This window comes from Bradyrhizobium sp. HKCCYLRH1030 (assembly GCF_051168395.1).
Classification (GTDB): domain Bacteria; phylum Pseudomonadota; class Alphaproteobacteria; order Rhizobiales; family Xanthobacteraceae; genus Bradyrhizobium.
In genome coordinates, this window is sequence record NZ_JBNPUY010000001.1 from 1,137,902 (window position 1) to 1,152,189 (window position 14,288).

General features: G+C 65.0%; 11 protein-coding genes and 1 tRNA gene. 4 read left to right on the forward strand and 8 right to left on the reverse strand.

All coding sequences use genetic code 11. The features are described from left to right. Positions 1-63: 63 nt before the first annotated feature. From ACQR1E_RS05220 to ACQR1E_RS05230, 3 genes are read right to left on the reverse strand one after another with little or no spacing between them, the layout of a single operon-like run. Positions 64-1,014, reverse strand: coding sequence for a 2-hydroxyacid dehydrogenase (locus ACQR1E_RS05220; RefSeq protein ID WP_434896750.1), 951 nt, complete (start codon positions 1,012-1,014; stop codon positions 64-66). A 35-nt stretch (positions 1,015-1,049) separates the two neighbouring features. Beyond that, a complete protein-coding gene (locus tag ACQR1E_RS05225; protein WP_434896751.1) occupies positions 1,050-2,762 on the reverse strand; it encodes a bifunctional protein-serine/threonine kinase/phosphatase in 1,713 nt (570 codons plus the stop codon). A 38-nt stretch (positions 2,763-2,800) separates the two neighbouring features. After that, on the reverse strand, positions 2,801-4,192 hold the full coding sequence (locus ACQR1E_RS05230) for a nitrate/nitrite transporter (RefSeq protein ID WP_434896752.1): 1,392 nt from the start codon (positions 4,190-4,192) through the stop codon (positions 2,801-2,803). 470 nt (positions 4,193-4,662) lie between these two features. Here ACQR1E_RS05230 and nirB point away from each other — a divergent pair, with 470 nt between their 5' ends. From nirB to ACQR1E_RS05245, 3 genes are read left to right on the forward strand one after another with little or no spacing between them, the layout of a single operon-like run. Next, positions 4,663-7,122 (forward strand): nitrite reductase large subunit NirB, encoded by a 2,460-nt coding sequence (gene nirB / locus ACQR1E_RS05235; RefSeq protein WP_316188412.1) that lies wholly within the window; start codon positions 4,663-4,665, stop codon positions 7,120-7,122. Beyond that, positions 7,119-7,445 carry a nitrite reductase small subunit NirD gene (nirD, locus tag ACQR1E_RS05240; protein ID WP_434896753.1) on the forward strand — a complete coding sequence of 109 codons (327 nt, stop codon included), beginning with the start codon at positions 7,119-7,121 and terminating at the stop codon, positions 7,443-7,445. The genes nirB and nirD overlap by 4 nt, the downstream gene beginning before the upstream one ends. A gap of 10 nt (positions 7,446-7,455) precedes the next feature. After that, a complete protein-coding gene (locus tag ACQR1E_RS05245) occupies positions 7,456-10,140 on the forward strand; it encodes a nitrate reductase (RefSeq protein WP_434896754.1) in 2,685 nt (894 codons plus the stop codon). Between the two features lie 132 nt (positions 10,141-10,272). On the opposite strand, the gene rplA is transcribed toward ACQR1E_RS05245, so the two are convergent. From rplA to secE, 4 genes are all read right to left on the reverse strand, one after another. Further along, positions 10,273-10,965 carry a 50S ribosomal protein L1 gene (gene rplA, locus ACQR1E_RS05250; RefSeq protein WP_315714579.1) on the reverse strand — a complete coding sequence of 231 codons (693 nt, stop codon included), beginning with the start codon at positions 10,963-10,965 and terminating at the stop codon, positions 10,273-10,275. Between the two features lie 6 nt (positions 10,966-10,971). Then, positions 10,972-11,400: a 50S ribosomal protein L11 gene (gene rplK, locus ACQR1E_RS05255; RefSeq protein ID WP_012045056.1), complete on the reverse strand. Its 429-nt coding sequence runs from the start codon at positions 11,398-11,400 to the stop codon at positions 10,972-10,974. 235 nt (positions 11,401-11,635) lie between these two features. Further along, the gene (gene nusG, locus ACQR1E_RS05260) at positions 11,636-12,193 is read right to left on the reverse strand and encodes a transcription termination/antitermination protein NusG (protein ID WP_284423110.1); all 558 of its coding nucleotides are present in this window, start codon (positions 12,191-12,193) and stop codon (positions 11,636-11,638) included. Next, positions 12,193-12,384, reverse strand: a complete 192-nt coding sequence (gene secE, locus ACQR1E_RS05265) for a preprotein translocase subunit SecE (protein ID WP_006611822.1) — start codon at positions 12,382-12,384, stop codon at positions 12,193-12,195. Before secE ends, nusG begins: the two co-directional genes overlap by 1 nt. Before the next feature lie 425 nt (positions 12,385-12,809). Here secE and ACQR1E_RS05270 point away from each other — a divergent pair, with 425 nt between their 5' ends. Continuing rightward, a complete protein-coding gene (locus ACQR1E_RS05270; RefSeq protein WP_434896755.1) occupies positions 12,810-14,051 on the forward strand; it encodes an ABC transporter substrate-binding protein in 1,242 nt (413 codons plus the stop codon). A gap of 89 nt (positions 14,052-14,140) precedes the next feature. Here the strand turns inward: ACQR1E_RS05270 and ACQR1E_RS05275 are convergent. Then, positions 14,141-14,216: transfer RNA gene (locus tag ACQR1E_RS05275), tRNA-Trp, on the reverse strand. Positions 14,217-14,288 lie beyond the last annotated feature (72 nt).

Genomic DNA, 14,288 nt, shown 5'->3' on the forward strand with positions numbered 1-14,288 from the left:
AAGTGTGGAACTTATCTGCGGTCTGCGCGTTTGACGTTGCGGTGCTGGGGGAGCGCCATCTGCCTATCCGACCCGAAACGGCAGTGGCTCCCCCGCAAAGAACGCCGTGAGATTGGCCACCACGCATTCCTGCATCGCCACGTGAGACTCGCGGGTGTTGCCGCCGATATGCGGCGTGACCACCACGTTCTGCAACGACGTCAGCCCATCCGGGGCGTGCGGCTCGGTTTCGAATACGTCGAGCCCGGCGCCAGCGATGATGCCGTCCTTCAGTGCTGAAAGCAGCGCCCCTTCTTCGATCACGGAGCCACGCGAGATGTTGACGACATGGCCATCGGGCCCGATCTTCTTCAGGAGATCGGCATCGACGACGTGCGTGGTCTCCGCGCCGGCGCGGACCGCGATCATCAGCACGGTGCACCATTCGGCCAAGGCATCAAGGCTTGAAAAATACTGATACGGCAGATCGTCGTGGCGCGTGCGGCTGAAATAGCCGACCTCGGTCTCCAAAGCGGCGACGCGCGCGGCGATCTTGCGGCCGATTTCGCCCATCCCGTAGACGCCGACCTTGCAGCCGGACAGACCAGGCGGCGGCTTCAACAGCGGCGACGGCCGGGCCTCCACCCAGCCACCGGTGCGCACATAGGAATCCGCCGCCGTCAACCGCCGCACGCTCGCCAGCATCAGCATGAGCGCGACATCGGCGACCGCTGCAGCGTTCGCGCCGGGACTGTGGCCGACCACGATATTGCGCGCCGCGGCCGCCTTCAGGTCGACGCCATCATAACCCGTGCCGTAACAGACGATGGCCCCGAGCGCCGGCAGCCGGTCCATGTCGTCGACCCCCAGAGGCGTGCCGCCGGCTGTGATCAAAGCCCGGATCTGCGCAACCTCCTCCGCCGGAAACACCTCGTGCGCCGGCGTGCCGCCGCTGTCGAGCAGCTCGAAGCGATCGGCGAAGCGCTGGGTCAGCGACTTCGGCAGGCGGGAATAGATCAGGACCTTCTCGGGCATCGGGATTACCTATTCGGGCGGTCGCACGTCGCCACTCAGTGTCGCGTCAGCAGGCTCACCAGAATGATGATGATGATGAATTGAAGCGCGCAGAGCATCCTCCAGAACAACAGCGGGTTGCGGTCGTGAAGCGAGCGACGCTTGGCGATCGCCGGACCCGCCCATGACGCACCGTTCTCCAACTCGTGGGCGAATTCGATGGCATCACCGTAACGCTGTGCAGGATCGACGTTCAACGCCTTTCCGATCACGGCGTCGAGCCAGGCCGGCAGTTCCGGTCGGTAGCGTGAAATCGGCACCGGTTTGCCGAAGCGCGGGCGCGAGAACGGCTCGATCTCGCCGAACGGATAAGAGCGCGTGAACATGCGGTAGACGGTGACGCCGAGGGCGAACAGGTCGGACGCTTCGTCACCCGGCTTACCGGCGAACAGCTCCGGCGCCATGTAGCTCGGGGTCCCCGGAATATCCTCGGCCGGAAAGTCCTCGAACCGCGGCACGCGCGCGACCCCGAGATCGATCAGGCGCAAGCCGCCGTTCTCGAGCAGGATCACGTTGTCCGGCTTGATGTCGCGATGGATGATGCCGGCCCGGTGCAACGCCACCACCGCGCGCACGAGCTTGGTCGCGATCGCGGTGCCCTCCGCAAGCGACAATCGGGGCGGCCGGTTCAGACGCTGCTCGAGCGTCTCCCCCGCGTAGAATGGCATTGCCGAATAGAGCCGGGTCTGGCGCTCGACGGGAAGCTCGATGATCTCGCCGATCCAGATGCTGCGCACACGCGCGGCGACCCAGGCTTCGCGAATGAACGCCAGGCGGAACGAACCTTCGCTCGCGACGCGCGGATGCGGAAATTTCAGGACGACCTCCCTGTCACCCTGCCCCGCGTCGATCGCCTTGAACAGCCGGGAGTAGCGGCCATCGGACAGGAGTTCGCCAAGCCGGAATCCGTCGATCACGTCACCGGGCGAAGGCAGCTCGCCGATCGGCAGGGACGAGATCGAACCGGTGAGCTCGTCGCGGTCAGCGGGCGGAAGATCGACGACGTCGAGCACCAGCGCCGTCGAATTGTCATTGCTGCCGGCCGCGAGCGCGGCGGCGACGATCCCGCGCGCGGAATCGTCCGGGGGCGTGCGCTCGGCGAGGATCTCCTGAAGGCGCGAATCCGGCAGGATGCCGTGGATCCCGTCGCTGCAGATCAGAAACCGGTCGTGCTGACGCATGCCGAGCGTCGTGTAGTCGAAGCGGGCGAACTGCTCGAAACCGATGCCCCGGTTGAGGACGTGGGCAAGGTCAGCGCGGCCCGCGACATGGTCGGTCGTCAGACGCTCGAGGCGCCCTTCGCTGAGGCGATAGACGCGAGTGTCCCCGACGTGGACGACGTGGCAGGTTCGCCGCGACAGCACCACCGCGGAGAAGGCGCAGCTCATTCCATGCAACTCGGGGTCGACGCGGCCCTGCGCATGGATCCAGCTATTGATGGCTTCCAGCGCACGCGCGGCTCGGCTTCGCACGCCCGCCGTCTCGGGCAGAGAATGATAGGCATCGATGAAGCCGCGGACGGCGAGCTCCGCCGCCTCGCGCCCACCCTTGTGGCCGCCGACGCCGTCGGCGACGGCGGCGACGATATCGCGATCCGTCGCCCCCTGCAGGCCAAGGCGGGCGCCGACGTAATCCTCATTGTTCGGTCGCTTGCCGGTCTCGCTAGCGAAGCCGACGCGAACCTGAAGATTGCGATGCGCGCCGGCCACGCCTGAACACCTTGCCTATGGAGCGACGGCGCGTCGGTTCAGACGCGCGCGCCGGAAACGGCGCCCCACGTGGTGCGCCAACGGACCTTGACCATGGCAAGTCCGACGAAGCCGAGCAATGCCAGCAAACCAAAGAACAGGAAGCCGGCCCCGAATCCGCCGGTCATTCCCTTGGCCGTGCCGAGCGCCTGGGCGAGGAAGAATCCGCCGATGCCGCCTGCGCAGCCGACGAGACCGGTCATCAGGCCGATCTCGTGGCGGAAGCGCAGCGGAATGAGCTGGAACACCGCGCCGTTGCCCATCCCGAGCGCGAGCACGCCGATCGAGAACAACAGCACCGAAATCCACGCAATGCGTGGCATGTTCATGAGCGCCCAGCCCGCCTGGGTCGGCGCAGCCGGCCCTTCCGGCATGAAGGCGATCACGACATAGGCGGCGACCACAATGCCAAACAGGATCGAGAGCGACCGGATGCCACCGATCCGGTCCGCAATGAGACCGCCCACCGGACGGAAGCCGGAGCCGAAAGCGACGATCAGCGCCACCAGCAATCCGGCCGCCACTCCGGAGACATGATACTGCACCGAGAAGTACAGCGGCAGGGCGTTGGCGAGGCCGACGAAGCCGCCGAAGGTGATGAAGTAGAAGAACATGAACCAGCGGCTGTCGGGATCGCGCAGCAGGCCGCCATAGGCCTTGAGCGAGACCGGCTTGCGTTCACCGGGCGCATCCTTCGCGGCGACGATGTAGTAGATCAGGACCATGACCATCGGGATGAGCAGCACCCCGAAAACGGCCTGCCAGCCCCAATGTTCGGCGATGGTCGGCGCGAGCAGCGTGTCGAGCACGACGCCCATGTTTCCGGCCCCTGCGATCCCCATCACGATGCCCTGATACTGCGGCGGATACCAGCGGCTGGCCTGAGGCAGCGCGACGGCGAACGAGGCGCCGCCGATGCCGAGCACGACGCCGAACAGCTCGACGGCCAGCTTGCTGGGGAGTCCGAAATAGGCAACGCAGGCGGTCGCCGTCATGACCACCAGTTGCGCGATCACGCCCGTGCGCTTGGCGCCGATGATGTCGGCCAGAATGCCCATGGGAACACGCAGCAGCGCGCCTGCCAGCACGGGGATCGCGACCAGCGTGAACTTTTCGTTGACCGCAAGATTCATGTCGCGGGCGACATAGACGATCAGCGGTCCGAGTGCGACCCAGGCCATGAAGCTGATGTCGAAATAGAGGAAAGCAGCCAGCAGTGTCGGCCAATGACCGGCCTTCTTGAAGTCGTCGAGCTTCATGGTCTCAAACCTCGTGACGCAGGCGCGCGCGAGCAGGCTCGGCAGGAGCTGCGTAAAGGGGACAAATTGTCGGGTGAGTTGAGCGGCGGTCTCGTCGTTGAGATACGCCCGGTCCTGCTCGCCTTTCAGCAAGTTTCGCACCAACTTTGGTGATTCACGTTTTTCTCAACCCGTACCGGAGCTTGGGACTTCGAAGCCGCAGTTCTACGGATCGCTGATGCTCAACATGAACGCAGAGCCCGCCTGCACCGCGCGCACACTGATGGCTTTTTGAGCGCCCGCCGAAGCCGACGCGATCGGTGCTCGAACCGAAGCGCTTCCATCGATGATGCACATAATCTGATCGGCCGCGGCTACTATTTGAGCGCAGGTGTCGCCAGCAGCGCGCGCAAGCGGCGGCTCAACCCTTGAATTACCGCGATTTCCGGCGACGACCCGAATGGCACGAGATTTGAATCAGTTGGCTCGCGACCGTCATTGGCGACGATCAGCTCTGCCCGCAGTTGGGCCTCCCCCAAAATTCAAACATGACCACAGCGACCGATTGGGCTGACGCCCGTTCGCGTCGCCGCTGGATGTCGCTGGCATTCGAAAGGCAGACCATGCTCGACAAGACGATCAAGCAGAAACTGGTGGTGATCGGCAACGGCATGGCCGGCATTCGCACAGTGGAGGCGCTGCTGGAACGGGCGCCTGATCTCTACGACATCAGCGTCTTCGGCGCCGAGCCCTACGGCAACTACAACCGCATCCTGCTGTCGCCGGTGCTCGCGGGCGAGAAGACCGTCGACGACATCATGCTGAACACGGAGCAGTGGTACGAGGACAACCAGATCACCCTGCGCAAGGGCGAGACGGTCACGATGATCGACCGCCGGAGCTGCGAGGTGGTCACCGAAACTGGCGAACGCTATCCTTATGATCGGTTGCTGATCGCGACCGGCTCGAGCCCGATCGTTCTTCCGGTCCCCGGCGCCGCCCTGCCCGGCGTCATCGGCTTCCGCGACATCAAGGACGTCGAGCACATGGTCGAAGCCTCGACGCGACATCGCCACGCGGTCGTGATCGGCGGCGGCCTGCTCGGCCTCGAAGCCGCCAATGGTCTGATGAAGCGCGGCATGAAGGTCACGGTCGTGCATCTTCTCGACACGCTGATGGAGCGCCAGCTCGACCCGGTCGCCGGCGGCATGCTGCGCAAATCGCTGGAGGAGCGCGGGCTGGAGTTCAAGATGCCGGCGCAGACGCAGGCCATCCTCGGCGAAACGCACGTCACCGGCGTCCGCTTCACCGACGGCACCGAGGTCGCGGCCGATCTCGTGGTGATGGCCGTGGGCATCCGTCCCAATATCGAACTGGCAAAGAAGGCCGGGCTGTACTGCGAGCGAGGCATCGTGGTCTCCGATACGATGCAGACCTATGACGGTCGCATCTACGCCGTCGGCGAATGCGTGCAGCACCGCCGTCAGACCTATGGTCTGGTGGCGCCGCTGTTCGACCAGGCGAAGGTCTGCGCCAATCATCTGGCGATGAAGGGATTCGCCACCTATGACGGGTCAGTGGTCTCGACCAAGCTGAAAGTCACGGGCATCGACCTGTTCTCGGCCGGCGACTTCGCGCCGGGACCCGACAAGGAGGAGATCGTCCTGCAGGATGCCAATCGCGGCGTCTACAAGCGGATCATCCTGCGCGACAAGAAGATCGTGGGCACCGTGCTGTACGGCGACACCATCGACGGGCCCTGGTATTTCCAGCACATGCGCGACGGCACCGATGTCTCCCACATGCGCGAACGTCTGGTGTTCGGCTCGGCGCATCTCGGCGACGGTGGCCACGGCGGACAGAACTCGGTTGCCGCCATGAGCGACGAGGCCGAAATCTGCGGCTGCAACGGCGTCTGCAAGGGCGCGATCGTCAAGGCGATCAGCGAAAAGAAGCTGTTCACGCTCGACGACGTGCGCGCCCATACCAAGGCGTCGTCCTCATGCGGCTCGTGCACCGGCCTGGTCGAGCAGGTGCTGGCGTTCACGCTCGGCGGCGACTACTCGGCGGCGCCCAAGGTGAAGCCGGTCTGCGCCTGCACCGACCACAGCCATGACGACGTCCGGCGCGTCATCGTCGAACAGCAACTGAAGTCGATCCCCGCTGTCATGCGATTCATGGACTGGAAGACGCCGAACGGCTGCCATTCCTGCCGGCCCGCCTTGAACTACTATCTGCTCGCGACCTGGCCCGGCGAGTATCGCGACGACCAGCAATCCCGCTTCATCAACGAGCGCGTTCACGCCAACATCCAGAAGGACGGCACCTACTCCGTGGTGCCGCGGATGTGGGGCGGCGTGACCACGCCCGGCGAATTGCGCGCGATCGCCGACGTCGCCGACAAGTTCAACATCCCGACCGTCAAGGTGACCGGCGGACAGCGTATCGATCTGCTCGGGGTGAAGAAGGAAGATTTGCCGGCGGTATGGGCCGATCTCAACGATGCGGGTATGGTCTCCGGCCACGCCTATGCCAAGGGTCTGCGCACCGTGAAGACCTGCGTCGGGTCGGAATGGTGCCGCTTCGGCACCCAGGACTCCACTGGCCTCGGCATCAAGATCGAGAAGTTCATGTGGGGATCATGGACGCCCGCGAAGGTGAAGCTCGCCGTCTCCGGTTGCCCGCGCAACTGCGCGGAATCGACCTGCAAAGATGTCGGAGTGATCTGCGTCGATTCAGGCTACGAGATCCATTTTGCGGGCGCCGCCGGCCTGCACATCAAGGGCACGGAATTCCTGACCAAGACCGCGACCGAGGACGAGGCGCTCGAGATCATCGTCGCGCTGACCCAGCTCTATCGCGAGCAGGGCTGGTACCTGGAACGGATGTACAAATGGTGCGACCGCGTCGGCTTCGACAACATCCACAAGCAGGTGGTCGAGGACGTCAAGAACCGCAAGGCGCTGTTTGAACGCTTCGCCTATTCGCAGCAATTCTCGCAGAGCGATCCATGGGCGGCGCGCGCCCGTCGCGGCGTCGATCGCAACGAGTTTACGCCGATGGCTGAATTGGAGCTCGCATGACCACCTGGTTTCAAGTCGGCCCGCTCGACGACATTCCCCCGCTCGGCTCGCGCGTCGTGCGCACGCCGCGCGGCAACATCGCGGTCTTCCGCACCGATGGTGACGAGGTGTTCGCGCTGGACGATCGCTGCCCGCACAAGGCAGGCCCGTTGTCGCAGGGCATCGTCCACAACCACCGCGTGACATGCCCGCTGCACAATTTCGTCATCGAGCTCGCGACCGGACAGGCCGTGGCACCCGACCAGGGCTGTACGCCATCCTATCCCGCGAAGGTCGAGGATGGCGTGGTGTGGTTGTCCCTGCAGCAGACGGCCGCGGCCTGAACGGTATCGCATGAGCGTCAGGACGACATGCCCCTATTGCGGCGTCGGTTGCGGCGTCGTCGCCGATCGGGACGACTCAGGGACCATCAGCGTCCGCGGCGATCCGCAGCATCCCGCCAATCTCGGCCGGCTGTGCGGCAAGGGATCGGCGCTGGCGGAGACGATCGATCTCGGGGGACGTCTGCTCGAGCCGATCGTGAACGGGCGGGCAGCCGGCTGGGATGAGGCGCTCGACCTCGTCGCGAGCCGTTTCACCGAAATCATCCGCGACCATGGACCGGATGCCGTCGCATTCTATGTTTCGGGGCAGTTGCTGACCGAGGACTATTACGTCGTCAACAAGCTCGCCAAGGGCTTCGTCGGGACCGCGAACATCGACACCAATTCGCGCCTGTGCATGGCGTCGAGCGTCGCGGGCCACAAGCGCGCATTCGGCAGCGACACCGTTCCGGGCTGCTACGAGGACCTTGAGCAGGCCGGCCTGCTGGTCCTGGTCGGCTCCAACGCCGCGTGGTGCCATCCGGTGCTGCACCAGCGCATGCTGGCGGCCAAGGAGCACAATCCCGGCTGCCGTATCGTCGTTGTCGATCCGCGGAGGACCGCGACCTGCGAAGGCGCCGACCTGCATTTGCCGCTGCGTTCCGGAAGTGACGCGGTGCTGTTCAACGGCCTGCTCGCCTATCTCGCACGCGGCGGCTATGCGGACGACGGCTTTGTCAGTGAGGTCACCAGCGGCGCGGAAGCGGCGCTGCAGGTCGCCGGCCGGCAGACAGTCGCCGAGACGGCGGCGGCCTGCGGGCTGAGCGAGGGCGCGGTCGAGCTGTTCTTTTCATGGTTCGCGAAGACGGAGCGCGTTGTCACGCTCTATTCCCAGGGCGTCAATCAGTCGAGCAGCGGGGTCGACAAGGTCAATGCGATCATCAACTGCCATCTCCTGACTGGCCGTATCGGCCGTCCCGGCATGGGACCGTTCTCGCTGACCGGCCAGCCCAACGCGATGGGAGGCCGCGAGGTGGGCGGCCTCGCCAACCAGCTCGCCGCGCATCTCGAGATCGAGAATGCCGAGCACCGGGAGCTGGTGAAGCGATTCTGGCGGTCACCGGTGGTCGCGCCAAAAGCGGGGCTGAAGGCGGTCGAAATGTTCGATGCGATTGCCGATGGCCGCATCAAGGCAGTCTGGATCATGTCGACCAACCCCGTGGTCAGCCTTCCCGACGCCGATCGGGTTCGTGCCGCGCTGGATCACTGCGCGTTCGTGGTCGCGTCCGATTGCATGCGCGACACCGACACCAACCGGCATGCCGATGTCCTGCTGCCCGCGCTCGCCTGGGGCGAGAAGGACGGCACGGTGACCAATTCGGAGCGCCGGATCTCGCGGCAGCGGGCGTTCCTGCCCGCACCCGGCGCGGCGCGCGCGGATTGGCAAATCATCTGCGACGTCGCCCAGCGGATGGGGTTCGCCGGTTTCGAGTATGGCAGCGCGGCCGAGATCTTTCGCGAGCACGCCGCGCTGTCCGGCTTCGAGAACAATAACACGCGCGACTTCGACATCTCGGCCCTGAGCACGCTCGACGGCCGCGCCTATGAGGCGCTGGCGCCGATCCAGTGGCCCGTGACGCGGGACTTTCCGACCGGCACGGCGCGGATGTTCGAGAACCGGCAATTCTTCACCGGGGATCGCAGAGCCCGTTTCGTGGCAGTCACGCCGCGACCGGCGCGGAACGCCACCAGCCGGGACTATCCGCTGGTCCTGAACACCGGGCGCATTCGCGACCAGTGGCACACCATGACGCGGACGGGAAAATCCGCGCGGCTGCTCGCGCACGTCTTCGAGCCTTGCGCCGAATTCCACCCGGAGGATGCGCGCCTGGCCGGTCTGGAGAACGAGGCGCTGGTGCGGCTTACGAGCCCCTGGGGCAAGATGGTGGCGCGCGTCGCGATCTCGACCGAGCAGCGGCGGGGCTGCGTGTTCGTTCCGATGCATTGGAACGAGGAGTTCGCCGGCGCTGGCCGTGTCAACGCGCTGGTCAATCCCGCGACTGATCCGCTGTCGGGTCAGCCCGAGTCCAAGCATACGCCGGTGAAGGCGGAGCCCTATGCGCCGAACTGGCACGTCTTCATCCTAAGCCGGCAGGAGATCCGCCGTCCGCCATGCGAGTACTGGGTGCAGGGCAAGGTCGGAGCGTGTTTCCGGCTCGAGCTTGCCTTCGATCAGCGGCCTGCGAGTTGGCGCGAGTGGGCCGCCGAACAGCTTGGGATCGCCGGAACGGAGATCGATTGGATTGCGTATCGCGACCCGGCCGCCGGCCGGTTCCGCTACGCAGGCGTATCGGATGGCCGGCTGCAGGGCTGCGTCTTCGTCGCGCCCGACCAGCGGCTGGGATCGCGGTCGTGGCTGATCGGCCTGTTTGCCGAGCAGCGGCTGTCACCGAACGCCCGCAATGCCCTGCTCGCGGGCCAGCCATCGGCGGCCGCAGACGACATCGGTGCGGTCATCTGCTCCTGTTTCGGAATTGGTCGTAACCAGATTTCGTCGGCGATCCAGAACGGTGCTGCGAGCGTCGACGCCATCGGCCAACGCTTGAAGGCCGGCACCAATTGCGGCGCCTGCAAGCCCGAGATCGGCAAGCTGCTGGCGGCTGCGAGGCCCAGCATGCGATCCGAGGCCCGGACATCCGAAGGCGCCCGGGGCTGAGCCTCGTTGTGTTTTGCGCCGGCCCGGCTGCAATTTTGCAGCGGGCGTGCCGCTCACTTGGGGTGCGGAAATGCGAAGGGCGGGATCGATTGCCGATCCCGCCCCACTGAATGCTGACGATGTCCGAAGGTGTTATGCGAGCAAGGTGCCCGGCTCGACCTTGACGCCCGGGCCCATGGTCGACGACACCGCGACGCGCTGGACGTAGGTGCCCTTGGCGCCGGCCGGCTTGGCCTTCACCACCGCATCCGCCAGCGCCTTGATGTTCTCGACCAGCTTGTCCTCGGCGAACGAGGCCTTGCCGACGCCGGCCTGGATGATGCCGGCCTTCTCGACGCGGAACTCGACCGAGCCGCCCTTGGCGCCCTTGACGGCGCCAGTGACGTCCATGGTCACGGTGCCGATCTTCGGATTCGGCATCATGCCGCGCGGACCGAGCACCTTACCGAGACGGCCGACCAGCGGCATCATGTCGGGGGTGGCGATACAGCGGTCGAAGTCGATATTGCCGTTCTGCACCTTCTCGACCAGGTCCTCCGCGCCGACCACGTCGGCGCCGGCGGCCTTGGCTTCCTCGGCCTTCGCGCCGCGGGCGAACACGCCGACGCGGAGCGTACGGCCGGTGCCGTTCGGCAGCGTGACGACGCCACGGACCATCTGGTCGGCGTGGCGCGGATCGACGCCGAGGTTGATCGAGACCTCGATGGTCTCGTCGAACTTCGACACGGCCCGCTCCTTGATCATCTTGATCGCGTCAGCAAGCGGGTAGAGCTTGGTGCGATCGATGCCCTCGCGGGCCTTCTTCAAACGCTTTCCGAGTGCCATGGCGCCTTACCCCGCAACTTCCAGACCCATCGAGCGGGCGGAGCCCTCGACCATCTTCATGGCCGACTCGATCGAGTCGCAATTCAGGTCCTTCATCTTCTTCTCGGCGATCTCGCGCACCTGCGCCTTGGTCACCTTGCCGGCCTTGTCGCGACCCGGGGCCTTGGAGCCCGACTGGATCTTGGCGGCCTGCTTGAGGAAGTAGGACATCGGCGGGGTCTTCATCTCGAAGGTGAAGGACCGGTCCGCATAGATGGTGATGACCACCGGGATCGGGGTGTTCTTCTCTTCCTTCTGGGTCTGGGCGTTGAACGCCTTGCAGAACTCCATGATGTTGAGACCGCGCTGACCGAGCGCCGGACCGATCGGCGGCGACGGATTGGCCGCGCCGGCCGGAACCTGAAGCTTCAGGTAACCGGTTACTTTCTTTGCCATTATGACTCTCCAATGCGTTCGCGATTCTGCCTGATGCGAACGCAACGCCTTGGGGCGACAAAACCCGTCAGGCGAGGTTTGGGACCGTGGTCCGGCGCGCTTGGCCCGGCTGGCAAAGCCGGTCACGCCTCCCACGAACGAAATCGCCCCCCGTTCGGGGAGCGAAGCGCGCCCGATACACGAGATCGGACGAAAAGGAAAGCCCGGGACGCCGAGAGAGCCGGCAGCCCGGCCCTTAACCGACGATCTTCTCGACCTGGTTGAATTCCAGTTCGACCGGCGTCGCACGGCCGAAGATCGACACCGCGACCTTGACGCGCGAGCGGGCCTCGTCGATTTCCTCGACCACGCCGGAGAACGAGGCGAACGGGCCGTCGGCGACGCGGACGTTCTCGCCGATCTCGAACGACACCGAGGATTTCGGCCGCTCCACGCCTTCCTGCATCTGGTTCAGGATGCGCATCGCCTCGCCTTCGGAGATCGGCATCGGCTTGTTCTCGGCGCCGAGGAAGCCGGTCACCTTGGGCGTGTTCTTGATCAGGTGGAACGCCTCGTCGGTCAGCTTCATCTTCACCAGCACGTAGCCGGGGAAGAACTTGCGCTCGGCGTCGATCTTGCGGCCGCGGCGCACCTCGGTGACCTTCTCGATCGGCACCAGCACCTGCTCGAACAGGTCCTCGAGATTGCGCTGCTTGGCCTGCTCGCGGATCGACTCCGCGACCTTCTTCTCGAAGTTCGAATAGGCGTGGACGATGTACCAGCGCTTGTCGGAGCTTTGCGTTGCGGTTGCCATCAGTGGATGCCCAGCACGAGGGTGATGAGATAACGGATGATCTGATCGGCGGCGAAGAAGAACACCGAGGCCAGCGCCACCATCACGAACACCATGATCGTGGTGATGGTGACCTCGCGACGGCTCGGCCACGAGACCTTGGCGGTCTCCGAGCGCACTTCCTGCAGGAATTTGAACGGGCTGGTAGCCATCGTCAGGGGTCCGCGTCCGTCATCGGACGATTGAAGAGTTGACTGGGAAAACCGAACAGCCGTCCGTGGCCCACCCTCTTGTCGGAGAGATGAGCCGAATCCACGGGCTCGCTTGTTCGGGGAGTGAAAAGCCGCGCCGGATATCCGCTTTTGTCGCGGGCCGGCTGCAGGTTGCCAAGATATCTACTGTCCGGCCGGCCAAAGGTCAAGATATGGGCATGCCGGGCGTCGGCGGTCATTCCCGTGGCAGGCCCCCGCCAGGCTCGCAACAACGCGGTTTTTCGTGTCGCGGCAGGCCATTTCCGCACCACGGCAGGTTGAGCAGTTGCCGCGACGAAATGCCCGCGGTGGAGCGGTTCCTGCTCTTGCCGGGCCTGCGGCGCCCGCTCATTCTCGTCCGCACGAGAACAATCCGGAGGAAACCCATGAGCTTTGCCCCGCGCAAGGGACGGACGCGCCTTGCCGCCGTCAGCCTTGCTGCTCTCGGTCTTGCCGCTCTCGCCCTCACCGCCGTCCCTGCCTGTGCCCAGGCCCAAGCCCCGCTCAAGATCGGCGTGCTCGGCGACTTCTCGTCGGTCTATTCGGACATTGGCGGCCAGGGCAATCTCGAGGCGACCAAGCTCGCGGTCGAGGCGTTCGGCGGCAGCATGTTCGGCAAGCCGATCGAGGTCATCAGCGCCGACCCGCAGAACAAGGCCGACATCGCCGCCGCGATCGTGCGCAAATGGTACGAGAACGAGGCCGTCGACATGGTGATCGACATGCCGACCTCGGCCACCGCGCTGGCCGGCATGGAGATGTCGAAGCAGTTCGAGAAGCTGATGATCGTGACGGATGCCGCGAGCTCCGACATCACCGGCAAGTCCTGCTCGCCCTACACCGTGCACTGGACCTACGACACTTATGGAAACGCGCACACGGTCGGCAGCGCGATCGTCAAGAACGGCGGCAATACCTGGTTCTTCATCACCGCCGATTATCTGTTCGGCCATTCGATCGAACGCGACACCGGCGACGTCGTGCGCGCCGCCGGCGGCACGGTGGTCGGCAGCGCCCGGCATCCTCTCAACAACCAGGACTTCTCGTCCTTCCTGCTGCAGGCGCAGGCCAGTAAGGCCAAGATCATCGGCATGGCCAACGGCGGTGGCGACACCATCAACACCATCAAGCAGGCCGCCGAGTTCGGCATCGTCGCCGGCGGCCAGAACCTCGCCGGCATCGTGATGTTCATCTCCGACATCCACAGCCTCGGCCTGAAGCTGGCGCAGGGCCTGATCATCACCGAGGCCTATTACTGGGACCTCAACGACCGCACCCGCGCGTTCGGCAAGACGTTCTTCGAGCGCATGAAGCGGATGCCGACCATGAACCAGGCCGCGACCTACAGCGCCACCCTGCACTATCTCAATGCCGTCAAGGCCGCCGGCACCCGCGACACCAAGCCGGTGCTCGCGAAGATGCGCGAGACCCCGGTGCGTGACGCCTTCACCGACAACGGCATCCTGCGCGAGGATGGCCGCATGGTGCACTCGATGTTCCTGTTCGAGGTGAAGAAGCCCGAAGAGTCGAAGGGCCCGTGGGACTATTACAAGGTGCTGGCGGAGGTGCCCGGCGACCAGGTGTTCCGGCCGATGAAGGACGGCAACTGTCCTTATGTGAAACAATAAGGGGTTGCTGAAATGCATTCGGGGCTCGCGCGTTGCGGGCCCCGGCCTCACCTGTCTCGTCGATTTTTGGCTTAAGTGCTTGATCTCGCTGGCAGGAGTGGAGAGGCTCGAACTCCCAACCCCCGGTTTTGGAGACCGGTGCTCTACCAATTGAGCTACACTCCTAGCGAGCCGGGACAGTGTCGCCGGTTCGCGCGCTTTGAAGCATAGACCTCCCCCCGAATGCAAGGGTGCAAT

Excerpts from the sequence above, each read along its gene's own strand:
- ACQR1E_RS05220 (WP_434896750.1), bottom strand. The coding sequence starts at position 1,014 with ATGCCCGAGAAGGTCCTGATCTATTCCCGCCTGCCGAAGTCGCTGACC.
- nirB (WP_316188412.1), top strand. The coding sequence starts at position 4,663 with ATGCTCGACAAGACGATCAAGCAGAAACTGGTGGTGATCGGCAACGGC.
- nirD (WP_434896753.1), top strand. The coding sequence starts at position 7,119 with ATGACCACCTGGTTTCAAGTCGGCCCGCTCGACGACATTCCCCCGCTC.
- ACQR1E_RS05245 (WP_434896754.1), top strand. The coding sequence starts at position 7,456 with ATGAGCGTCAGGACGACATGCCCCTATTGCGGCGTCGGTTGCGGCGTC.
- rplA (WP_315714579.1), bottom strand. The coding sequence starts at position 10,965 with ATGGCACTCGGAAAGCGTTTGAAGAAGGCCCGCGAGGGCATCGATCGC.
- rplK (WP_012045056.1), bottom strand. The coding sequence starts at position 11,400 with ATGGCAAAGAAAGTAACCGGTTACCTGAAGCTTCAGGTTCCGGCCGGC.
- nusG (WP_284423110.1), bottom strand. The coding sequence starts at position 12,193 with ATGGCAACCGCAACGCAAAGCTCCGACAAGCGCTGGTACATCGTCCAC.
- secE (WP_006611822.1), bottom strand. The coding sequence starts at position 12,384 with ATGGCTACCAGCCCGTTCAAATTCCTGCAGGAAGTGCGCTCGGAGACC.
- ACQR1E_RS05270 (WP_434896755.1), top strand. The coding sequence starts at position 12,810 with ATGAGCTTTGCCCCGCGCAAGGGACGGACGCGCCTTGCCGCCGTCAGC.